Raw genomic sequence first — 20820 nt, 5'->3', positions numbered from 1 at the left:
GAAGCCCTAAAAAGGACTTCTTTTTTTAATCTAACCACACTCTTTTTATTTTCAGACGAGGGTCTGAAAACCAACACAAAGTTATCGGTATACGAGGTATACCACAACACGATATTTTATACGTTAAAAACAGAATCTTTTAATCACTTACACACAATTCTTCTGTTTTTATCTAACTTGTATTTTAGCTATCTTGTTTTTTTGCGTTCCATTTGTTTAAATCTATCTTAACGCAACACAACGCTAAGATTATATTCTTTACATTTGAACAAAGCAAAATTCCATATTAATTTCAACCTTTACTAGGACATTTGTCCCTTTAATGATAAATATATGTTAAGAATAAACGTTGATTTTTTATCCTATATCGAATCCATCGCCCACAAAGACATCATTGCCGATAAAATTCAATTGGTACAGTATAACCCCAAAGATATCTTATTGACTCAAGGGGAGCAAATCACCAAGATCATTGTAATCCGCGAGGGAATAACCAAATGTTATATAACAGAAGAAAACGGCAAGGAGTATATTCCTGAATTTTTGAGTCGTGGAGAAATTATGGGTGAAATCGAATATCTTGGCAAAATGCCGTGTTTGTGTTCAGTCGAAGCCATTTCTTATGTCAATGCCTATGTAATACCGTTGTCTATTTTTGACCATTTGCTCAAAACCGACCTCACCTTCAACAACGTACTGTTATCGGTTGAGGCCTTGCGCGTTTATCACACTAGCGAACGGGCTTCATTTCAACAATTGTATACGGTTGAACACGCTTTAGAAAAATTATTGGCTCTACAGGAGAAAAACCAAGTGGATATCTCTAAGGAGGATATGGCCTCGTATTTGGGTATTACCACGCGAACCTTAAATCGCGCCTTAAAAAAGATACAAGAGGAAGAATAAGTCAATTCTTCCCCTATTTTACCGGATTAAAAATTAAATCCAACAGATAGTTGAATATAATTGGCGCGTTCAAAATAATTCTTATACTCCTTAGGGGTATGCACATTATATTTGTTCCAGTGATAGTGTAACCCTACAACGCCTCGAAAATTTTTCGATACGTTGTATTGATATTCTGTTCCTACCAACATTCCTGTTCCTGACATGGATTTGATATCGATATATTCTCCTTTAGAAGTAAAAGAGAGGTCATAGATTCCAAACTCGGGTTTAAACGTACTGCTAGGTGTAATATCTAATTGATAAAAAAGGGTTGCTCCTCCTTTGATTTGTTGGGAAGAAGTAACTAATCCGATCATCTGAGTATCCACTACTTTGAGCTTAGTGAATCCAGCAAATAAAGCTACCCCCACATTCTTATAGCGAACAATTCCCAACTTTACGTCTGCTCCCATGTTGTGGACCCTGTGGGCATCAGCCATCATATTATCACCGAAGTAAAAAGAATTGGTGAAGTAAAAACTCGTATTGCGCAGCCATATGACTTTGTCTTTAGAATCTTGTGCTTGTGTTTGAATTGAACTAAGCCCCATACACATAACTAATCCAACTAGCTGTATTGCTTTCTTTATTTCCATCTTATTCCTTTTTAGCGATATCAGTAGTACCTAAATCAATAACCCTAGTTGCTCTGACAAATTTACCATTCAAGATGAATTTACTGTATTTATCAAGCTTTATCACATATTTATAATAGCCTCCAGGGAAGCTGACTTTAAAAGCTCCATGCTCATCTGTATAAGTTTCATTCACTACGGTATAGCGATAAGTAGGATCGTTGAGATTATTGTCCAAAGGCTTTTCACTTGTATCGACATTTGAATTAATGTCATAAGCATCAATTACCACTAATTCATGCTGCAGTGGTTTCCCATCCTTGACAAAAGTTCCTTGTACGACATAACGTTCATCACCTTCATACTGGCGTTCTATACACGAAAACAATCCGAATACGCAAAAGAGAAATACAATGGTTCTTTTCATAATTACATTAACTTAATATTAAGCTAATATATTAATTATAGAACGTAAAAAAAGCAAATTATCAAAAATTATTTACCTATAAAACATAAAAACCTAGTTAAGACATAAATTTACTCCCTTCCGATGGTGCGAATTTGCAATCCGCGCCTTTAGCTATTCCGATAGCGCAGATTACTTTTTTTACAATCGTTTTTTGCTATTCACAAGCTACATGAATACGATACAAACCAACATCAGTCGAAATTAACCTGAAATATCTCCTTCCGTGTTTTTCTACTATTTGGAAAACAAAAGCACAAATGGGTTTGTTTTTCCAGCAAAAAAAAGCACACACAACTGTTATTCAGTCGTTTCTTTGGTTTTATTTTACTCTTGTTCGGGTCTTCTTCGACAATCCTTTGTATTTACGGGGGTTTATCGTCGATTTACCGAAGCTGACTCGAACATGACTCGAACAAGACCCGAACAAAACCCTATCCGATGACGCGGATTTGCAATCCGCGCCTTCATCTATCTATCCCCCTGTTGTTAGTTTATGAAATAAGAACTATGAATATCTGTTGTTTGTATTTTGTTGAGATTGTTCTATAGATTGAAACAACTATTTTCACTGCACAATTAAAAATCCGCACGATCAGGACACCCCATGAAAAAACCCCGCCTTTTTTAGACGGGGTTTTGTTTTATAGGCTTTTTAGACAGCCTCTTTTATTGTTCTAGTTTACAATCTATTGCATGAATTTACTCACATCAACTTGCAATCCTTTGGCAATTCGCATACCTAAGTCCGCATCCGCTCTAAACCAGTGACATAACTGACGCATGATAATTTCCTCTCGTTTAGGTCCGTCGATTCCCGACATAGCGCTTACGATATTCGCCACTGTATTTGCTTTGGCTTCGTCCGTCATAATACGATATAGGTTTCCTGGTTGTGTAAAGTGATCATCCTCCCCAACACCATTTCTATCATAGTGGTCAGCTACTACTTGTTGCCCTAGATCTAAAGCCGGTTCTTTATAGCTTTCGTCTATCAGCATCGAATCAAAACTATTTGGGTAATAGTTCGGTTCACTTCCCCCATTGCCATCTATGCGCATGCTTCCATCTCTGTGGTAGTTGTTTGTAGCAAATGGGCAACGGTTAACTGGAATTTGCTGGTAGTTTGCTCCCAAGCGATAGCGTTGTGCATCAGGATAAGACAAGATACGTCCTTGTAGCATACGGTCAGGAGAAAATCCGATACCATCGACAATATGTGTTGGTGCAAAAGCAGCTTGTTCTACGTCTTGGAAGTAGTTATGTGGGTTTTTATTTAGTTCGAGCACTCCAACATCAATCAATGGATAGTCTTTATGTGGCCAAACTTTTGTTACGTCAAATGGATTTACTTTTGCCACGCGACTTTCTGCTTCGGTCATTACTTGAATTTTAAGGTTCCATTTTGGAAATTCTCCTTTTTCAATGTGTTCAAAAAGATCGCGTTGTGCGTAATCCATATCCGTTGCACGCATAGCATCGGCTTCAGGCCCTGTTAAGTTTTTAATACCTTGAGCAGTTTTGAAGTGAAACTTCACATATACGCGTTCATTGTCCTTGTTGATCATTGAGAAGGTATGGCTACCATATCCATTCATGTGTCTATAACCAAATGGGGTACCGCGATCTGACATCAAAATCAACACTTGGTGTAAACTCTCAGGATTCAAGGACCAGAAGTCCCACATCATCGTTGCCGATTTTAAGTTTGTCTGTGGATGACGTTTTTGGGTGTGAATAAAATCACTAAACTTTTTCGCATCTTTAATAAAGAAAACAGGCGTATTGTTTCCAACGAGATCCCAATTTCCATCTTCTGTGTAGAATTTCACAGCGAACCCACGTGGATCGCGTTCAGAATCAGCTGATCCTTTCTCCCCACCTACCGTAGAGAAACGCAAGAATACATCTGTTTTTTTCCCTACTTCACTAAATAATTTTGCTTTGGTGTATTGAGTAATATCATTCGTTACAGTAAAGGTACCAAAAGCACCCGAGCCTTTGGCGTGTACCACGCGCTCTGGAATGCGTTCTCGGTTAAAGTGTGCCATCTTTTCATGCAAGATGTAATCTTGCAATAATACTGGTCCACGCTCACCGGCTGTCATCGAATTTTCATGTTCTACATAAGGTCTCCCTGCTGCTGTTGTTAGTTTTTTGTTTTCCATAGTGCTATACTTTATTTCGTTATTTTCTAATTCAAAGATACTAATTATCAACCCTTTGCCAGAAGTATTCTCATACCAATAGGTTATAATTGAATAAATAAAATCTATGGATGTAAAAATAACAATAAATAAAATCAATTATGTAGATACGCTTTAAGCGGAGAAATCGAATCAAAGAACGGATGCAATAGGCTCAAAACACGGATAAACATTGCACAGATTGGCGGTTTACTCAAATAAAAAAAGCACCTTTAACTAGTAAAGGTGCTTATAGTATCATTCAAGTAGGTGATTTAGTTGTTTGGGAAAATTTTCAACACTTTAGAGCAATTTTCTCTAACTTCATCAACTAATTCGGGGTGTTCGTTTAATTTAAGTCCATAAGAAGGAATCATTTCTTTGAACTTTGCTTGCCAAGCTGGCGAATTAAATTCAGTTGGGAAACAGTTTGCAAGTAATTTTAGCATAATAGCTGTTGCGGTCGATGCTCCAGGAGAAGCTCCTAATAGAGCGGCAATTGAGCCATCTGCAGCGTTTACTACTTCTGTTCCGAACTGTAGAATACCTTTACCGTCTTTATCTCTTTTAATTACTTGTACGCGTTGTCCAGCGTGTTCCACTTTCCAATCCTCGTCTTTTGCATTAGGAAAATACTCTTTTAGGGATTCATATCGCGATTTATCGGATTGTAGCACTTGCCCAATTAAGTATTTAGTTAAGTCTAGGTTGCGTATTCCCGCACCTAACATAGGACCGATATTGTTTAGTTCTAATGACTTAAACAAGTCCATATTCGATCCGCGTTTCAAGAATTTCGTAGAGAATCCCGCATAAGGTCCGAATAACAAAGAGTGTTTTCCGTCGATAAAACGTGTATCCAAGTGTGGCACAGACATAGGAGGTGCACCTACCGATGCTTTTCCATATACTTTTGCCATGTGTTTTTTCACGATTTCAGGGTTATTACACACCAGCCATTCTCCACCAACTGGAAATCCTCCATACCCTTTACTTTCAGGGATATCTGCCTTTTGCAACAACAAGATTGCTCCTCCACCTGCACCGACAAACACAAATTTTGCTTTGACTTTTTTGTGTTCCCCTGTTTTTTCATCTTTTGAAGAAACGCTCCATTTATCACCTTTGCGCTTAATATCCGTCACTTGATGATTAAAGTGTACGTTTACGCCGTCTTCTTGGGTGAGGTGATCAAAGATTTCTCGAGTCAATTCACCGAAGTTCACATCCGTACCTATAGGCATATAGGTTGCGGCATAAACGTCGTCTAACTTTCTTTCTTCCATTAGAAGTGGTGCCCAAGCTTTGATTTGGTTCACGTCTTTTGAGAACTCCATCCCGTGGAACAAAGGGTATTTTTGAAGCTCATTGTATCGTTTTTCCAAGAAATTCACATTATCTTTCCCCCATACAAAACTCATATGTGGTACAGAATTGATAAATTTTCTAGGATCTTTTAAAACATTTTTATTTACCAAGTATGACCAGAACTGCCTAGAAAGTTCGAATTGCTCAACAATGCTAATAGCTTTAGTTGCGTCAATACTACCATCGGGTTTTTCTGGTGTATAGTTTAATTCACAAAATGCAGAGTGTCCTGTACCTGCATTATTCATTGCGTCTGAGCTCTCAGCCGCAGCGCGATCTAAACGCTCTAAGATTTCTATTTTTAGGTTCGGATTCAATTCTTTTAGTAAGATTCCAAGAGTAGCACTCATGATTCCGGCTCCTACCAAAACAACATCAACCTCAGATTTTTGTATACTTGACATTATATCGAATATTTATTTATGTGCAAAATTAATTTTTATCTACAGGAAAAACAGTTTTTTACGACTAAAATTTTAAAAAAGAACGAATTAAAACGCATTACGTCCCATATAATCTTGTAGAATTATAGTGGCAGCGATTTCGTCTATCAAAGCTTTATTCTGCCTTTGTTTTTTCTTCAAGCCACTATCTATCATGGTTTGGAAAGCCATTTTAGACGTAAAACGCTCGTCAATCCGCTCAACAGCCATGGTAGGAAATGTATTTTTAAAAGCAGTGATAAATGCATTTAAAACGGGTGTTATTTCCGATGGCTCATTGTTTAAGCGTTTGGGTTCACCAATGATTACTTTTTCTACATTTTCTTTCTGAAAATAATCTTTTAAAAAAGACATTAATTCACTTGTATTCACAGTTGTTAAGCCCGAAGCGATAATTTGAAACTCATCGGTTACTGCGATACCTGTTCTTTTTTGACCAAAATCAATAGCTAATAAACGTCCCATTTTAGTATGTAAATGTCCCGTATGATGATTGAATCGTTAATTTTTTATCTGCTGCATCTTCTACACGCCCTACGATTTGTGCTCTTACATTAAATGTTTTTGCGATAGCGATAATATCTTCTGCAATAGCAGGGTTTACGTACAATTCCATGCGATGTCCACAGTTGAATACCTGATACATTTCTCTCCAATCGGTTTTTGATTGTTCTTGTATCAATTGAAACAAAGGAGGAACGTCAAATAAATTGTCTTTGATAATATGAAGATTATCTACGAAGTGTAAGATTTTCGTTTGTGCACCACCACTACAGTGAATCATTCCATGAACATCATTTGCCTTGTATTTATCCAAAATGGCTTTGATGATAGGCGCATATGTTCTGGTTGGTGAAAGCACTAATTTTCCAGCGTCTATAGGTGCATTTGCAACTGTATCTGTTAAGTGAACCTTTCCTGAATAGACTAGCTCTTCTGGTACAGATGCATCATAGCTCTCAGGATATTTTGCAGCTAAAGAATGATCAAACACATCATGACGAGCCGAAGTAAGTCCGTTACTTCCCATACCGCCATTGTAGTCTTTTTCGTAAGTTGCTTGTCCGAAGGACTCTAATCCTACGATCACATCTCCTGCTTTAATATTGGCATTATCAATAACGTCACTGCGTTTCATACGTGCAGTAACTGTTGAATCTACGATGATTGTGCGCACTAAGTCGCCCACATCAGCTGTTTCTCCTCCTGTGGAGTGAATCGTAACACCAAAAGATTTTAGTTCTTCGATAAGTTCTTCTGTTCCGTTGATGATAGCCGAAATCACTTCGCCAGGAACCAAGTTTTTATTTCGTCCAATTGTGCTAGACAACAAAATATTATCTGTTGCACCCACACACAATAAATCGTCAATATTCATGATTAAGGCATCTTGAGCAATCCCTTTCCAAACAGAAATATCTCCTGTTTCTTTCCAATACATATAAGCTAATGACGATTTTGTTCCTGCTCCATCTGCATGCATAATCAAACAATATTCTTCATCACCTGTTAGATGATCGGGAATAATTTTACAGAATGCTTTAGGAAACAATCCCTTATCTATGTTCTTAATTGCATTGTGAACATCTTCTTTCTCAGCAGAAACTCCGCGAAGCGCGTATCTATTACTTGAACTCATAAATAGTGTGTTGTTTGTGCAAATTTAATGCGAATGTTATTGTAAAACAAAGCTTTTTACATTAACATTTTTTTACCTCTTTTTTGTTTATTTTTTGACTAATTGAAAAACAAAAAAATCTACTAATTCAACTTAGTAGATTTTTTTTCTTAAATTTCTTGAAGAAGTTCAATCAAACGATCGATATCTTCTTTTGTATTTTCATGGCTAAAAGACAATCTTAAGCTTGGTTTCTTCAAATCTTCTTCGTCCAGGAATTGCGCTAACACGTGTGATGGCTTTTGGCTACCAGATTGGCAAGCACTTCCTCTTGACACAGCAATTCCTTTCATATCTAATTGAAACAACATCATGGCTGCCTTTTCTTGCGTCATAGGCAACAATACATTTAAGATATTGTAAAAACCATCTTTGTTTCCGTTGAACTTAACATCAGGATAAACTTCTAACAAACGCTGTTGGCAGTACGCTTTTATACCAGCGATATAAGCGCTTTCTTCTTCTAACAAGTCATAGGCCATTTCCAATGCTTTGGCCATTCCTACTACTTGGTGTACTCCTTCGGTTCCTGCGCGTAATCCTTTTTCTTGTTCTCCCCCAAAAATTACGGGTTTCAAAACATTTTTCTTGCGGATAAAAGCAAATCCAATGCCTTTAGGTCCGTGGAATTTATGTGCACTTGCCACAATAAAATCGATCGGTAAGGCGCTTAAATCCAAGCGTTTCTTTCCTATTGATTGAACCGTATCACAGTGAAAAAGTGCTTGATGCGTTTCGCACAAATGCGCTACCTTCTCTAAATCTAATTCCGTGCCTACTTCGTTGTTTACGTGCATTAAACTGACCAAGGTCTTTTTGTCCTCTTGCAATAGGCGCTCTAGTGTTGCATAGTCAATTTCACTTGTAGGATTAACGGGTAAAAATACCACCTCAATCCCATACGTTTGCTCTAAATGCTTTACTGTATTTAAAACAGCGTGGTGTTCTAATTTGGTTGTGATAATGCGCTCTACGCCTAAATCGCGTACGGCAGAAAGCAAAATCCAGTTGTTTCCTTCCGTACCACATGAAGTAAAAATAATCTCTGAAGAATTGACATTAAATTGTTTGGCAATTGTTTTTCTTGCCCCTTCAATTAATGCTTTCGCATGCCGTCCGATTGAATAGGTCGATGAGGGATTACCAAAATCATTTCTCAATACTTTCACCATTTCGTCAATTACTTCTGGTCGAACAGAAGTCGTTGCGGCATTATCCAGATAAATTTGTTTCATTACTTAATTAATTATAGCAAGCTTGGTTACATCCCATTTGGAACGTAATTATGTTTTATAAGTCGTTTTTTTATTCGTCGTACAAATGTAATAAAAACAAAAAAGATATTGCTAAAATCACTTCTATATTATCACATTATATCTTTTTCCCTAGTCGTACTGGAGGAAACTACAAACAATACCTGCTGTGGTGTTGGGTAGTCAATAGATGCAACAGCGAGTTTAAAAATCTTGACTTGCATCAATTTTTAGGTTAAAAATTAAGAGGAATTTTGTCAAAAACAATCAAAATGGATACTACTACACTTCTTTCAAACCTATTAACACTCACGCATCAAATCAAAAAAGAGGCAGAAGAACTTCAACTACTCCCGGACCTTTCTTTGCAGATGAGACCGCGTTCAGCGAGTTGGAGTATTGTAGAATGTATTGAGCACCTCAATTACTATGGTTATTTCTACCTTCCAGAAATTACCATCAAAATGAGCACAGCCCCCTCTTATCCTCCCTCTTCTATTTTCAAAAGTGGTTATTTTGGCAATTACTTAGCTAAAAGAATGTTGCCCAAAGCCAAACTCAATAAGATCAAAGCTGCAAAAGCGATGAATCCCAGCAATAACAAGTTAGATCGCAATGTTTTAACGGTTTTCATTCAGCAGCAAAACAGCCTTATTGCTCTTTTAGAACAAGCGAAGACAGTGAATCTAAATCGAATCAAAACCTCAACTTCCATTCACCAATGGATCAAACTTCGTTTAGGAGATACCTTAAAACTTGTTGTTTTTCACAACTTGCGGCATATGGTACAAATACAAAACATCTTGGTCCATCAGAAACTTGAAAAACAAAACTATTTATCGTAAACAAGCCTCAAAAATAAGCCGTCAATCGGATGCCTACGGTCATATAGTTAAACGGGCTCCGATCTGTAAAGGCTTGGGGATCTCCAGGGTCTAAGAAGTCTGGATGAATGCTGTAGTTGTATTTCAATTGGCTATGATTAAAATCGGCATAGAAAGTTGCCCCCAAACTAGAGGCAAAAGTATAGGTCAAGGCCGTACCTGCTGTAAACTGAATGGCATTCTTTGGCTTATACGAAGCCATGATAAGCGCTTGACTTTCTTCTAGCGATTGATTCGGGCTGTCGTATTTTAATTTCAGGTGTCCCTGTGCTGCAATACTATACCCCACTAATCCTTTAAACATCAAGTTCCAACGATCTGAAAAATGAACCGCATAGTAAGGCCCTACACCAATATTCAAAAAGCCTAAAGATTCCGTTATAATATCAGCATTGTTGGCATATTCGGGTGTATCGGGATTTACAGGAATAGAAACTCTACTTTTATTAAAAGGGAAACCTGCAACTGCAAATTGCCCTCCTACTCCCCAATTCTTTGTAAAGAAATAAGCCCCTTCCAATCCAGCTTCCCAGCCCAAACGCGCTAAGGTTTCGTCCTCTTCATCTTCAACAATACTTTCTAGAGCTGCAACAGATCCCATTTTTATGGCTAAAAAGGACGGATTTTCATTGCTTTCAAGTTGAGAGAGTAGGCTCAAGTTATCTCCTTTATTCCCATATATTTTATCGACAAAGAAATAGGCTAACTGAGAGGATAAAATCCCAATCCCTGCACCAGCAAATACGTCAGACACCCAATGCCTGTTGTTTAATCCTCTACCTACGGCTGTCATAGTAGCCACTCCGTATCCTCCAATGGAATAAGCAGGATTGACTAATCCGTATTCGCGATCTAAAAACGCAGCATTAGTAAATGCATTGGCCGTATGCCCTGAAGGAAAAGAGTTACGCGATGAACCGTCTGGGCGTTCTACTTTGGCCGTATATTTAATTCCATTCACTAAAATTGCCATAATCGCTACACTCGTTGCGTAGGTAATGGCGGAACGCTTGAATTCGTTACGCCCTTTTACACCGGAGGCTTTTAATCCAAAAGTAACTGCAGCTGGAGCGTATTGCATATAATCATCAAAGTGATACTTGAAGGTCGGAATAAAACGATTTCGCTGTTCTCTGATAGCTTCTCTACTATTCCAGGTCGCTGCAGTAGCACCAAAAAAAAGCGTGGGAACAAACCCAATTTTTACCACCTCTTTATCCCAAAAACTCGTTTTTGGCTTCGCATATTTTTCAGTATCCAAAGAATCACTTAAACCAGAAGGAAACAAATACGGTGGCATATCCTGACCATAACCACCTGTAAAACTCAATACCATTACTATTCCTATAAGCTGTTTTATATTCATCTCTCACACGCTAAACTGAACTATTATTTTAAGTATCGAAAATAATAGTTCAGTTTCAACCTATATCAATATTTCATACAAAGTTTAATTCCTTTGTATCAAAATCGTTTTGTGTTTCTAGATAACCTCTATTTTTAAGTGTAGTATAAGAGTAAAGAGGTTGTTTGTACACCATGCCTCTTTTTCTTTAAAAAAATACTTTCTTTACGATATCGAACGCATGAATATCAATGATATCAGCCAATTTACCTTGAAAAAAAATTCTTTTTTTTATGTGTTTTTTTAGTCAATCTCGTCAATCGCAATGCCTTGTTTATGCAAAACTCTCTTGGCAATTATTCCAAAGAGCAATAAATATCCAAAACAAACCGCATTGACGATATAAGACTCGTGAATGCCAATCATATCGCAATTTTGCCTTGAAAAAAATTCTTTTTTTATGTGTTTTTTTAGTCAATCTCGTCAATCGCAATACCTTGTTTATGCAAAACTCTCTTGGCAATTATTCCAAAGAGCAATAAATATCCAAAACAAACCGCATTGACGATATAAGACTCGTGAATACCTAACATATCGGCAATTTTGCCTTGAAAAAAATTCTTTTTTTATATGTTTTTTTAGTCAATCTCGTCAATCGCAATGCCTTGTTTATGCAAAACTCTCTTGGCAATTATTCCAAAGAGCAATAAATATCCAAAACAAACCGCATTGACGATATAAGATTCGTGAATGCCTATCATATCGGCAATTTTGCCTTGAAAAAAAATCTTTTTTTTATGTGTTTTTTTAGTCAATCTCGTCAATCGCAATACCTTGTTTATGCAAAACTCTCTTGGCAATTATTCCAAAGAGCAATAAATATCCAAAACAAACCGCATTGACGATATAAGATTCGTGTATACCTATCATATCGGCAATTTTGCCTTGAAAAAAATTCTTTTTTATATGTTTTTTTAGTCAATCTCGTCAATCGCAATGCCTTGTTTATACAAAACTCTCTTGGCAATTATTCCAAAGAGCAATAAATATCCAAAACAAACCGCATTAACGATATAAGACTCGTGAATGCCTATCATATCGGCAATTTTGCCTTGAAAAAAATTCTTTTTTTTATGTATTTTTTTAGTCAATCTCGTCAATCGCAATGCCTTGTTTATGCAAAACTCTCTTGGCAATTATTCCAAAGAGCAATAAATATCCAAAACAAACCGCATTGACGATATAAGACTCGTGAATACCGATGATATCGGCAATTTTGCCTTGAAAAAAATTCTTTTTTTTATGTGTTTTTTTAGTCAATCTCGTCAATCGCAATACCTTGTTTATGCAAAACTCTCTTGGCAATTATTCCAAAGAGCAATAAATATCCAAAACAAACCGCATTGACGATATAGGATTCGTGAATGCCTATCATATCGGCAATTTTGCCTTGAATTGGTGGCAGGATACCCCCTCCTAAAATCATCATAATCAAAAACGAAGAACCTTGAGCCGTATATTTCCCCAACCCCATAATAGCGATATTAAAGATTGCAGGCCACAGTACGCTACAAGCCAATCCACCAGCTAGAAAGGCATATATAGCAAGCATACCCGTAGAAAAAAGTCCAACTACCATTGCCAATAAACCAAACAAGCTAAACAGAACCATGGTACGGGCAGACTTATTTTTACTCCAAAAAGAGAAGGTAACTTGAATCAACACGCACAAGCTATAGTAGTATAGGTGTTCAATTTCATTTCCTGCAAAGAAGTTAGCCAATAAAATAACCAAATAGGCTGCGAAAGGCACGAGGATAAGGGCAAGTATTTCCTTCGTTCTACTGAGTTGGAAGACGCTCACTGCTCCGGCCCATCTTCCAATCATTAAGCTTCCCCAATACATTGAGACATATGGAGCAATTTCTGCCGATTGCAAAGCGCCAAATTCCTCCAATTTCAACAGTTCCCCTAAGTTGCTTCCGATTCCTACCTCCACCCCTACATAAGCGAAGATAGCCAACATGCCTAACAAAAGTTGAGGATATTGCATGGCGCCCCAGCCTTTTTTGTTTTTTTGACTGTTGAAATAAGCGAAGCAAATACTCCCAACAATTACAACTAAAGCCCCAGCCAACAAGTAAATACGCTTATTTTCTATAGGGGTAAGTGTTTCTTTTATTTCTGTTTTAATTTTTGCCAATTCAATAGCAGTATTAGCCTTATCAAGCGAAGTACTTTCGCTTTTGAGGCTTAACGTTAGTTCTTCTTGTTGTTTTTGAAGCGTAGTAACGCGCAAATAAGCATCGCTTTTATACGTTCCAAATACAGGTATGAAAACCGCTACTAGCAAGATGGTCATCCCAACTAATAAGCCAATGGCTTTTTTGGCGGGTTTTATTTCAGCTCGACTCCTTCCTGGGGGAATTTTTTTTGAAAAGAAAAAAAGCAAAGCCGCTAGTAGAAACAATCCCCCTACCGCACCGTATAAGACTGTCATCGAATCCAAGCTTAGATGTTGAATTTGATCATCTGTCAATGTTTTAGCGCTCCCATACAGGGCATAGGCCATCAACAGGGGACCTATCGTCGTTCCTAAAGAATTGATTCCCCCGCCTAAGCTGACGCGGCTCGTTCCCGTTTTGGGATCACCCAGTGAAATAGCAAAGGGATTGGCAGCGATCTGCTGAAGAGAGAATCCTAGGGCTACAATAAACAAACCAACCAATAAAGCGGCATAAACACTGATTTGAACTGCCCAAATCATAGCTACTGCTCCAACAGTTGAAAACAATAATCCATAGACAATAGACCGTTTATATCCCCAATTACTTACGATATCACGTTTTTTCCACGCACTGAGTATAAACAGCAACAAGGCACCAAAATAATATGCGGTATAAAAGGAAAAATCGATCAATTGGGACTGAAACTGATCTAAATTAAAAAACGCTTTACAAAAAGGAATAAAAATGCTATTCCCCGCGGCAAAGAATCCCCAAAAAAAGAATACAGTTACTAAGGTATATAGTGCAGGGTAATTTGTTTTAGTAGGCAATGAATTCATAGCGAGCAGCTTATATTTTAAGTTATCTTTAACGTAACCAAAGATAATTAAATAACCTATATCTGCTCTTAAATGTCCCTACTTAAGATAAAAAAAGTATTTTTGTACTCTCGATAACGATATATTTACTTTATGAAAAAGGTTTATACGCTAGCTACTGCTATTTGCTTATTCGGATTAAGTTCTTGCGACGATGGCAAGCTTACCTACAATGATATTGATTTCTCTACTGTAACAACGGTAAACCGCTGTTCAGACCAAGGAGATGGGGCAAAAGTTTTCTACAAATTAAAGGAAACGGATGCTTTTATTTTAATTGCAGACATGGATAATTTCATGCGTGATGAGAGTATTTCAGTGGTTGACGTGGAGATCGATGGAACAAACACGAGTTTAGCCTATAGAAAATACAACGGCAGAGTGGAGAATACCTCTATTTGTACATTTCCATCGCCAAGTGTTCCAACAGTTGTAGAAGAGATTCAAGCTTCACCAGGAGCAACATTGCGCACACAGCGCATGGTTTCTATTCGAAACAACGACCTTACTGAATTGATTGGCGATCATTCTGTGGGGCTAACCTACCAATACAATTTCACCATTTTGAACGTTAACTTCCAAGATGGAGAAACGAGTATTAAATACGATCGCATGCCTTTCGGTACCAACAACTATCGATCGAACACCCTTGCATTTAAGTTTTTAAACAACGACAATACGCTAAAAACAATTAACGCATGTCAAACGCAGTGGATTACGCTTTCCGATAAAGAAGCGATGATACTTCAATTGGCTGCTTCAGATTTCCCAACAGAAGAAGGTGAAAAAGTTATTCCATTATCCGATACACGTCCATTGGTTTACAGACAATATGCACGTGCGGGAATTAACTTCACAGAAGTTTGTGAAAACGAAGGAGATATACCAGGAAATACTCCAGCGAACAACAATCGCTTAGTAGAAAATTGGAGTGCTACTGTGGGAGAAATTGTCATCAATACGCGATGGACAAGACCTGCAGGAGATGAAGAGCCTAAACTAAGACACGAAATCACGTTAAAAAATGTGGTTTTCATGAAAGCTTTATATGATAACTTAACGTTCCACAAAACAATCTTACCATTTGGAACATTCGTACAAGAATAAAATAGGATTACCCTAAATAAAAAAATCCCCATATTAGCTGGGGATTTTTTTATTTATCGATTTGGATTTTGTTTGATGTAAATTTGCATAGCTCCAACGCCGTATTTTTGGTAGTTTGCATCTTCTGCAACAACCTCTGCGTATCGGCTAAACAAAAATTCGAGTTCTGCTTTTAAGACACCTTCTCCCACGCCGTGAATGAAAACAATACGCGGAATACGGTTGCGAATAGCAAATTCTAGCTGTCCTCTTGCCGCATCCAGTTGTAAGGTCAACATATCGTGCTTTTCCATGCGTTTATAGTCTTTAGTTAGCTTTTCGATATGCAAATCAACTTCGAGAATAAACTCCTCTTTACGCGATTTCTTTTCCTTTACAAAAGAGCGTTTTTTGGGCTCTACTTTGCTTTCTAAGGCTTCTTGAATAGATCCTTTTGAACTTGCTGCTCTAAAATCTACCTCGTCCTCTTTGACTATTTTCAATAACTCTGACGGCTTATAATTCAAAACAAAACCATCTTTCGTTTCAATGGTTACTTGATCACCGATTAGATTGATGACAATGCCCTCTTCGTTTTCATCCAATACTTGTACGTAATCTCCTTTACTCAACATCTTACTTGAAATTATTTTTTTGTTTCATCTGTTATCGAATACATTTCTTCCGCTTGCTCCTCTTCTATTGCTTGACGATCCGTTCGAATGACCAAGGATTCTTTAGGTTTATTACTCGGTGTTTTTTGCATCAAACGCGCCATAGCTATAAAGAATAAAGCTACTCCGATTATTTGTACCCACAGTTTAGGTTGTTCCGATGCTTGTTCCATCAAAGCCCAGATCATAAAGGCTACTACGGCAAGTGGTAGTACTATTTTTTGTATTTTCATGTGTTTATCTTTCTTAAGGGGCTAAGCGCTCCAACGTCCAATCCAGCTGATCTTCCGTAAGGGTATATCGAATACGATCGTGTAATCGATTTGGTCTTCCTTGCCAAAATTCAATACTAACCGGTGCAACGCAAAAGCCTCCCCAGTTTTTAGGTCGTTTTACTTCGCCTTCCACAGCGTTATTCTCCAGTGTTTTCAATGCTTGTACGAGTTCGTCATAGGAAGAAACAACTTCGCTTTGATTGGATACAATAGCGCCTAAGCGACTCCCCAGCGGTCGACTGTCGAAGTAGTTATCCGATTGTTGTTCTGACACTTTTTTTGCAATACCCTTGATGATCACTTGACGTTCCATCGACGGCCAAAAAAATGACAAACACACCTGTGGGTTAGCTAAAATTGCCTTGCCTTTTTCCGAATTATAATTCGTAAAAAACACGAATCCATTTTCGTCATAAGATTTCAACAAGACCACTCTCGCTTTTGGAAATCCATCCAATCCTATGGAGGAAACTGTCATTGCATTGACTTCCTCTACTCCACCGAAGTCTTCTACTTCACAAAACCAATGACGGAATTGCATCATGGGATTTTGGTCCACTTCAGTTTCGATCAATACTTGTTTTTCGTATGATTTTCTATAGTTACTTAAATCACTCATGCTCTAGATTTAGGAATTAAAGATCAAAGATAACACCATCATCGGCATTTAAAATCGTTCCGTCAAAAACTTCTTCAGCTTCTGTTTTAAAAGCGGTAATATCGGTGTAACGCGTAGAATAGTGTCCTAATATAAGCACCTTAGCCTGAGCGAGTTTTGCAATGGTAGCCGCTTGTTTGGCCGTACAGTGTTTGGTTCGCTCCGTATAATGCGATTCGGACTCGAGAAATGTACTTTCGTGATACAAGGCATCGACTCCTTTTATTATTGGCACAATGGCTTCTGAATAATAGGTATCCGAACAAAAAGCGTAGCTTTCCGTTGGCTCGGGATCATAGGTAATATCCTTATTTTGGATAACCGTACCATCGTCTAAGGTAATATTGCCGCCTTGTTTAATTTTTTGATAGTAACAACGATCAATTTCCAGGTCTTCAATAGCCCCTATTCTCAGTTTTCGATCTCCAGGTTTTGATTCAAACAAATACCCATTGGTGTAAACGCGATGATCCAAGGGAATGGTGCGTACTACTACGCGTTCATCTTCAAAAACGACTACACTTTCTTTGCTTTCTAACTCGTGAAAATACAATCCATATCCTGTATAGGAATTGCTCAATCGCAATTGCAACAAGATAATTTCTTTGATCCCTTTGGGACCGTAAACGTGTAAATCACTTTGTCTATTTAACAAGGAAAAGGTGGAGATCAATCCGATCAACCCAAAGAAGTGGTCACCGTGTAAATGGGAAATAAAGACGTGGTTAATTCGCTGAAACTTAATCTTGTTCTTGCGCAATTGAATTTGGGTTCCCTCTCCCGCATCGATTAAAAACATATGACCATTCAGTTCTAACACCTGAGAGGTGGGATTGGTCATGGTTCTTGGTGTTGCGGCATAACAACCTAATATAGTAAGTTTCAATAGATCAGAATTTAATAGTTTGTGGATGTAAGGTACGAAAAAGCCCCTATCATGCAAAAGAAAAAGGCTTAATTACTTAAGCCTTTTCTGTTCTTTATAATTCTAAATCGCGTTGTATTTCGTCCATTTCGATCAAATCGAAGGCCTCTTGTTTGGTAGGCACTACAATTAGATCTCCATCAAAATCGTTAAAGTTCACGGCTTCTGTTACGATGACAAATGATTTATTTGCCTCTTCCATATGCTCAATGGCCAATTCTTCAATAGCTTCCAATTTGTCTTCGGTTACCTCTTCTTGTGAACCTGACAAGTCGATCACTAGGTTATAATCCATAAACAAAGCTTGGTACTGCGCTGTTATTTTTTGCAATACGCCTGCAATGGTATCCGTTCCGATTTGGATTACTTTGGTATGTCCTTTTTCTGTAACTTTCATTGTATACTAATTTTGATGGCACTAAAATAGCTATTTAATCTTTGATGCCAAAAGATAAATAACCGCCATGCGGATGGCAACTCCATTTTCTACCTGATCTAAAATCACAGATTGCTGTGAGTCCGCTACATCAGAAGTAATCTCAACTCCTCTATTAATAGGACCCGGGTGCATGACGACAATTTCTTTGTCCAAGGAGTCTAAGATCTCTTTGGTCAATCCAAATTGTTGGGCGTATTCACGGGTATTGGGGAAATAACTGAAGTCTAAGCGCTCGTTTTGCACGCGCAACATATTTGCTACATCACACCACTCTAGTGCTTTTCTCAGGTTTGACTCTACCTTTACCCCCAGACTTTCAATGTGTTTTGGGATTAAGGTTTTGGGACCACAAACGCGCACTTCTGCTCCTTGCATTTGCAAAGCAAAAATATTAGACAAAGCTACACGTGAGTGTAAGATATCCCCAACAATCACAACCTTTTTACCCGCTACATCACCCAATCGCTCGCGAATAGAGTAACTGTCAAGTAGGGCTTGCGTAGGATGTTCATGTGCGCCATCTCCCGCATTAACGATACTCGCTTTCACATTTTTAGACAAAAAATAAGCGGCTCCAGGATGGCTATGACGCATAACTACCATGTCCACTTTCATGGCTAAAATATTATTAACCGTATCAATTAATGTCTCTCCCTTTTTAACAGAAGACTGGGCTGAAGAAAAACTGATCACATCGGCAGAAAGGCGCTTCTGTGCTAATTCAAAAGACAATTTAGTTCGCGTACTATTTTCAAAAAAGATATTTGCAATAGTAATATCTCGTAGTGAAGGTACTTTTTTGATGGGTCTGTTGATTACTTCTTTAAAGTGATCCGCCGTTTCAAAAATTAAATCAATATCGTCTTTATTTATATATTTTATTCCTAATAGGTGATTTACACTTAATTCTTTCATTACTTCAAGTAGGTTTTCCGTTTAATTATGATCAAATTCTTCCAGATAGATGCAGTCGCTTGATCCGTCTTCTGACCAGTGTACGCGTACCGCTTCACGATCAAAAGCATCTACTTGTCTTCCTCTATAATCGGGTTGGATCGGCAAATGACGACTAAAGCGTCTATCGATCAACACCAATAATTCTATTTCTGCAGGTCGTCCAAACGACTGAATAGCCGTTAGGGCAGCACGAATGCTGCGCCCTGTATATAAAACGTCATCTATAAAAACGACTTTCTTATCTTCAACAAGAAAATCTATTTCAGTTCGATTGGCTTCAAGTGGCTTTTGATTTCTCCTAAAATCATCACGGAAAAAAGTAATATCTAAATATCCCAATGGAATATCTACGATACCATACTCTTTCTCTAAAATGGCTTGAATTCGCTTTGCAAGGTATTTACCACGAGGCTGAATACCAATTAGTAAGGTGTCAGAAAAATCAAGGTGATTTTCTACCAACTGACAGGCCAAACGATGAAGAATAATATCAATCTCTTTTGAAGTAAGTAATACTTTTGGATTCATATAAAAAAGAGTTGTGTTTGGAGGGTAAAATTACAATTAATTATGCTACCCTCACAATTTATCCCCAATAATTTAAAAAGATAAAACCACCCTTTTTTGGGTTTTAAGCGATGCTTTGTTTCCGCTTTACATATTAGGATGAAGTTAACCATACAAAAAACGCAATATCAAAAGTTAATTTACTATCTTTAAATGCCTATAAAAAAAACTGCTTGAATCATGAATAAACACTACATCATCCTCTTCTTTTTGTCCATATTTAGCAGTATGACTATGGCTCAAATCCCTCAGGACTCGATATTGAACACCACCTGGATCTTAACAAAAACCACAAATACGCTTCCTATACAAAGACAAACTACCCTACAAATCAATACGTTAAAATACGAGATTAAAGGTTTTGCCGGTTGTAACAACTATATTTTACCGCTGAGGCGTATTAAAGAACGCAAACACTATACGCAAATACTCACGGATAAGATCATCACTAATGATAGGGAATGCACGCAGCATGTCAATGCTTTCGAAAAAGAATTCTTGGCTGGTATGAGTGATCAAAAAATTCGCATTACCACAGATCAAGGGGTATTGACTATGGTCAATGAAAAAAAGCAAACGTTTGTCTTTTCGATGAAACCGCAAAATCCAATACTCAACTATATTGAGCGCTTTGCATGGAAGCTGATTCAATTTAAGGGAAACAGCGATAAGGTTTACCATCCCTATCTCACCTTTGACTTTAAGGAAAATACCGTTTCTGGTTATACAGGTTGTAGCTATTTCACAGGAAAGATTGCTATTTCAAACGCATTCAATAAGATACAGTTCATGGACTTGGAGGTAAAGAAAAAAGAATGTGCATCAACCAATCGCAAACAAATGGAAAAGGAGTTTATTGACCTTATAGATGGAGAGACTTTTTCTTTTGACGTAGCCGAACAAACCCTGAATTTATACCAAGACGACAAATTACTATTGATGTTTGGCTTCATTCCCAAACAGTTCGTCTCAGAACAGGAATAAGTG

At 37.7% G+C, this 20820-nt stretch carries 26 protein-coding genes; 4 read left to right on the top strand and 22 right to left on the bottom strand.

Going from position 1 to position 20820, the window contains the following annotated elements; translation table 11 throughout:
• The first annotated feature begins 333 nt into the window (after nt 1-333).
• Nucleotides 334-906 (top strand): Crp/Fnr family transcriptional regulator, encoded by a 573-nt coding sequence (locus H4K35_RS11660; protein ID WP_182628144.1) that lies wholly within the window; start codon nt 334-336, stop codon nt 904-906.
• Between the two features lie 26 nt (nt 907-932).
• Here the strand turns inward: H4K35_RS11660 and H4K35_RS11655 are convergent, their stop codons facing one another.
• The 7 genes from H4K35_RS11655 to H4K35_RS11625 form a co-directional block, all read right to left on the bottom strand.
• Entirely contained in the window at nt 933-1544 is a 612-nt protein-coding gene (locus tag H4K35_RS11655; RefSeq protein ID WP_182628143.1) for a hypothetical protein, read from the bottom strand.
• 1 nt (nt 1545) lies between these two features.
• On the bottom strand, nt 1546-1950 hold the full coding sequence (locus H4K35_RS11650) for a hypothetical protein (RefSeq protein ID WP_182628142.1): 405 nt from the start codon (nt 1948-1950) through the stop codon (nt 1546-1548).
• A gap of 728 nt (nt 1951-2678) precedes the next feature.
• A complete protein-coding gene (locus H4K35_RS11645) occupies nt 2679-4157 on the bottom strand; it encodes a catalase (protein WP_182628141.1) in 1479 nt (492 codons plus the stop codon).
• Nucleotides 4158-4450: 293 nt separating this feature from the next.
• Complete coding sequence (locus H4K35_RS11640) at nt 4451-5947, bottom strand: malate:quinone oxidoreductase (RefSeq protein WP_182628140.1); 1497 nt, start codon at nt 5945-5947, stop codon at nt 4451-4453.
• Between the two features lie 87 nt (nt 5948-6034).
• Nucleotides 6035-6451 (bottom strand): Holliday junction resolvase RuvX, encoded by a 417-nt coding sequence (gene ruvX, locus H4K35_RS11635; protein ID WP_182628139.1) that lies wholly within the window; start codon nt 6449-6451, stop codon nt 6035-6037.
• Nucleotide 6452: 1 nt separating this feature from the next.
• Entirely contained in the window at nt 6453-7625 is a 1173-nt protein-coding gene (locus H4K35_RS11630) for an AIR synthase related protein (RefSeq protein WP_182628138.1), read from the bottom strand.
• Between the two features lie 149 nt (nt 7626-7774).
• Nucleotides 7775-8899, bottom strand: coding sequence for a cysteine desulfurase family protein (locus H4K35_RS11625; protein ID WP_182628137.1), 1125 nt, complete (start codon nt 8897-8899; stop codon nt 7775-7777).
• 290 nt (nt 8900-9189) lie between these two features.
• Here H4K35_RS11625 and H4K35_RS11620 point away from each other — a divergent pair, with 290 nt between their 5' ends.
• Nucleotides 9190-9762, top strand: coding sequence for a DinB family protein (locus H4K35_RS11620; RefSeq protein ID WP_182628136.1), 573 nt, complete (start codon nt 9190-9192; stop codon nt 9760-9762).
• Nucleotides 9763-9769: 7 nt separating this feature from the next.
• On the opposite strand, the gene H4K35_RS11615 is transcribed toward H4K35_RS11620, so the two are convergent.
• From H4K35_RS11615 to H4K35_RS11605, 8 genes are all read right to left on the bottom strand, one after another.
• Nucleotides 9770-11167: a phosphatase PAP2 family protein gene (locus tag H4K35_RS11615; protein ID WP_255492449.1), complete on the bottom strand. Its 1398-nt coding sequence runs from the start codon at nt 11165-11167 to the stop codon at nt 9770-9772.
• Nucleotides 11168-11449: 282 nt separating this feature from the next.
• On the bottom strand, nt 11450-11572 hold the full coding sequence (locus tag H4K35_RS15840) for a hypothetical protein (protein WP_255492447.1): 123 nt from the start codon (nt 11570-11572) through the stop codon (nt 11450-11452).
• A 44-nt stretch (nt 11573-11616) separates the two neighbouring features.
• The gene (locus H4K35_RS15835) at nt 11617-11739 is read right to left on the bottom strand and encodes a hypothetical protein (RefSeq protein ID WP_255492448.1); all 123 of its coding nucleotides are present in this window, start codon (nt 11737-11739) and stop codon (nt 11617-11619) included.
• Nucleotides 11740-11784: 45 nt separating this feature from the next.
• Nucleotides 11785-11907 (bottom strand): hypothetical protein, encoded by a 123-nt coding sequence (locus H4K35_RS15830; RefSeq protein WP_255492447.1) that lies wholly within the window; start codon nt 11905-11907, stop codon nt 11785-11787.
• A gap of 46 nt (nt 11908-11953) precedes the next feature.
• Nucleotides 11954-12076, bottom strand: a complete 123-nt coding sequence (locus H4K35_RS15825) for a hypothetical protein (RefSeq protein ID WP_255492447.1) — start codon at nt 12074-12076, stop codon at nt 11954-11956.
• 44 nt (nt 12077-12120) lie between these two features.
• The gene (locus H4K35_RS15820) at nt 12121-12243 is read right to left on the bottom strand and encodes a hypothetical protein (RefSeq protein WP_255492446.1); all 123 of its coding nucleotides are present in this window, start codon (nt 12241-12243) and stop codon (nt 12121-12123) included.
• A 46-nt stretch (nt 12244-12289) separates the two neighbouring features.
• Complete coding sequence (locus H4K35_RS11610; RefSeq protein WP_182628135.1) at nt 12290-12475, bottom strand: hypothetical protein; 186 nt, start codon at nt 12473-12475, stop codon at nt 12290-12292.
• Nucleotides 12459-14213 carry an MFS transporter gene (locus tag H4K35_RS11605; RefSeq protein WP_182628134.1) on the bottom strand — a complete coding sequence of 585 codons (1755 nt, stop codon included), beginning with the start codon at nt 14211-14213 and terminating at the stop codon, nt 12459-12461. The genes H4K35_RS11610 and H4K35_RS11605 overlap by 17 nt, the downstream gene beginning before the upstream one ends.
• Before the next feature lie 132 nt (nt 14214-14345).
• Here H4K35_RS11605 and H4K35_RS11600 point away from each other — a divergent pair, with 132 nt between their 5' ends.
• Nucleotides 14346-15359 (top strand): hypothetical protein, encoded by a 1014-nt coding sequence (locus H4K35_RS11600; protein WP_182628133.1) that lies wholly within the window; start codon nt 14346-14348, stop codon nt 15357-15359.
• A 53-nt stretch (nt 15360-15412) separates the two neighbouring features.
• Here the strand turns inward: H4K35_RS11600 and H4K35_RS11595 are convergent, their stop codons facing one another.
• The 7 genes from H4K35_RS11595 to pyrR all read right to left on the bottom strand — a co-directional run bounded on the left by H4K35_RS11595 (nt 15413) and on the right by pyrR (nt 19794).
• Nucleotides 15413-15973: a Smr/MutS family protein gene (locus tag H4K35_RS11595; RefSeq protein WP_182628132.1), complete on the bottom strand. Its 561-nt coding sequence runs from the start codon at nt 15971-15973 to the stop codon at nt 15413-15415.
• 11 nt (nt 15974-15984) lie between these two features.
• Nucleotides 15985-16245 (bottom strand): hypothetical protein, encoded by a 261-nt coding sequence (locus H4K35_RS11590; protein WP_182628131.1) that lies wholly within the window; start codon nt 16243-16245, stop codon nt 15985-15987.
• Nucleotides 16246-16258: 13 nt separating this feature from the next.
• Complete coding sequence (gene pdxH, locus H4K35_RS11585; RefSeq protein WP_182628130.1) at nt 16259-16906, bottom strand: pyridoxamine 5'-phosphate oxidase; 648 nt, start codon at nt 16904-16906, stop codon at nt 16259-16261.
• Between the two features lie 16 nt (nt 16907-16922).
• Nucleotides 16923-17831, bottom strand: coding sequence for a ribonuclease Z (locus H4K35_RS11580; RefSeq protein WP_182628129.1), 909 nt, complete (start codon nt 17829-17831; stop codon nt 16923-16925).
• Between the two features lie 94 nt (nt 17832-17925).
• On the bottom strand, nt 17926-18267 hold the full coding sequence (locus H4K35_RS11575; RefSeq protein WP_182628128.1) for a ribonuclease Z: 342 nt from the start codon (nt 18265-18267) through the stop codon (nt 17926-17928).
• A gap of 30 nt (nt 18268-18297) precedes the next feature.
• Entirely contained in the window at nt 18298-19224 is a 927-nt protein-coding gene (locus H4K35_RS11570; protein ID WP_182628126.1) for an aspartate carbamoyltransferase catalytic subunit, read from the bottom strand.
• Between the two features lie 21 nt (nt 19225-19245).
• Nucleotides 19246-19794: a bifunctional pyr operon transcriptional regulator/uracil phosphoribosyltransferase PyrR gene (gene pyrR / locus H4K35_RS11565; protein WP_182628124.1), complete on the bottom strand. Its 549-nt coding sequence runs from the start codon at nt 19792-19794 to the stop codon at nt 19246-19248.
• Nucleotides 19795-20013: 219 nt separating this feature from the next.
• Here pyrR and H4K35_RS11560 point away from each other — a divergent pair, with 219 nt between their 5' ends.
• Complete coding sequence (locus H4K35_RS11560; RefSeq protein ID WP_182628122.1) at nt 20014-20817, top strand: META domain-containing protein; 804 nt, start codon at nt 20014-20016, stop codon at nt 20815-20817.
• The last annotated feature ends 3 nt before the right edge of the window (nt 20818-20820 follow it).

This window comes from Myroides sp. NP-2, from assembly GCF_014145665.1.
GTDB lineage: Bacteria > Bacteroidota > Bacteroidia > Flavobacteriales > Flavobacteriaceae > Flavobacterium.
The sequence above is the reverse complement of the archived record's forward strand: the minus strand, read 5'-3'. Positions and strand labels throughout refer to the sequence as shown.

What these genes read in the sequence shown, in the direction of transcription:
- H4K35_RS11600 (WP_182628133.1), top strand. Translation starts at nt 14,346, where the DNA reads ATGAAAAAGGTTTATACGCTAGCTACTGCTATTTGCTTATTCGGATTA.
- H4K35_RS15820 (WP_255492446.1), bottom strand. Translation starts at nt 12,243, where the DNA reads ATGATAGGCATTCACGAGTCTTATATCGTTAATGCGGTTTGTTTTGGA.
- H4K35_RS11570 (WP_182628126.1), bottom strand. Translation starts at nt 19,224, where the DNA reads ATGAAAGAATTAAGTGTAAATCACCTATTAGGAATAAAATATATAAAT.
- H4K35_RS11630 (WP_182628138.1), bottom strand. Translation starts at nt 7,625, where the DNA reads ATGAGTTCAAGTAATAGATACGCGCTTCGCGGAGTTTCTGCTGAGAAA.
- H4K35_RS15825 (WP_255492447.1), bottom strand. Translation starts at nt 12,076, where the DNA reads ATGATAGGTATACACGAATCTTATATCGTCAATGCGGTTTGTTTTGGA.
- H4K35_RS11620 (WP_182628136.1), top strand. Translation starts at nt 9,190, where the DNA reads ATGGATACTACTACACTTCTTTCAAACCTATTAACACTCACGCATCAA.
- H4K35_RS11660 (WP_182628144.1), top strand. Translation starts at nt 334, where the DNA reads ATGTTAAGAATAAACGTTGATTTTTTATCCTATATCGAATCCATCGCC.
- H4K35_RS11615 (WP_255492449.1), bottom strand. Translation starts at nt 11,167, where the DNA reads ATGAATATAAAACAGCTTATAGGAATAGTAATGGTATTGAGTTTTACA.
- H4K35_RS11560 (WP_182628122.1), top strand. Translation starts at nt 20,014, where the DNA reads ATGAATAAACACTACATCATCCTCTTCTTTTTGTCCATATTTAGCAGT.
- H4K35_RS11575 (WP_182628128.1), bottom strand. Translation starts at nt 18,267, where the DNA reads ATGAAAGTTACAGAAAAAGGACATACCAAAGTAATCCAAATCGGAACG.
- H4K35_RS11625 (WP_182628137.1), bottom strand. Translation starts at nt 8,899, where the DNA reads ATGAAACAAATTTATCTGGATAATGCCGCAACGACTTCTGTTCGACCA.
- H4K35_RS11650 (WP_182628142.1), bottom strand. Translation starts at nt 1,950, where the DNA reads ATGAAAAGAACCATTGTATTTCTCTTTTGCGTATTCGGATTGTTTTCG.
- H4K35_RS15835 (WP_255492448.1), bottom strand. Translation starts at nt 11,739, where the DNA reads ATGTTAGGTATTCACGAGTCTTATATCGTCAATGCGGTTTGTTTTGGA.
- H4K35_RS11595 (WP_182628132.1), bottom strand. Translation starts at nt 15,973, where the DNA reads ATGTTGAGTAAAGGAGATTACGTACAAGTATTGGATGAAAACGAAGAG.
- H4K35_RS11655 (WP_182628143.1), bottom strand. Translation starts at nt 1,544, where the DNA reads ATGGAAATAAAGAAAGCAATACAGCTAGTTGGATTAGTTATGTGTATG.
- ruvX (WP_182628139.1), bottom strand. Translation starts at nt 6,451, where the DNA reads ATGGGACGTTTATTAGCTATTGATTTTGGTCAAAAAAGAACAGGTATC.
- H4K35_RS11645 (WP_182628141.1), bottom strand. Translation starts at nt 4,157, where the DNA reads ATGGAAAACAAAAAACTAACAACAGCAGCAGGGAGACCTTATGTAGAA.
- H4K35_RS15840 (WP_255492447.1), bottom strand. Translation starts at nt 11,572, where the DNA reads ATGATTGGCATTCACGAGTCTTATATCGTCAATGCGGTTTGTTTTGGA.
- H4K35_RS15830 (WP_255492447.1), bottom strand. Translation starts at nt 11,907, where the DNA reads ATGATAGGCATTCACGAATCTTATATCGTCAATGCGGTTTGTTTTGGA.
- H4K35_RS11640 (WP_182628140.1), bottom strand. Translation starts at nt 5,947, where the DNA reads ATGTCAAGTATACAAAAATCTGAGGTTGATGTTGTTTTGGTAGGAGCC.
- pdxH (WP_182628130.1), bottom strand. Translation starts at nt 16,906, where the DNA reads ATGAGTGATTTAAGTAACTATAGAAAATCATACGAAAAACAAGTATTG.
- H4K35_RS11590 (WP_182628131.1), bottom strand. Translation starts at nt 16,245, where the DNA reads ATGAAAATACAAAAAATAGTACTACCACTTGCCGTAGTAGCCTTTATG.
- pyrR (WP_182628124.1), bottom strand. Translation starts at nt 19,794, where the DNA reads ATGAATCCAAAAGTATTACTTACTTCAAAAGAGATTGATATTATTCTT.
- H4K35_RS11605 (WP_182628134.1), bottom strand. Translation starts at nt 14,213, where the DNA reads ATGAATTCATTGCCTACTAAAACAAATTACCCTGCACTATATACCTTA.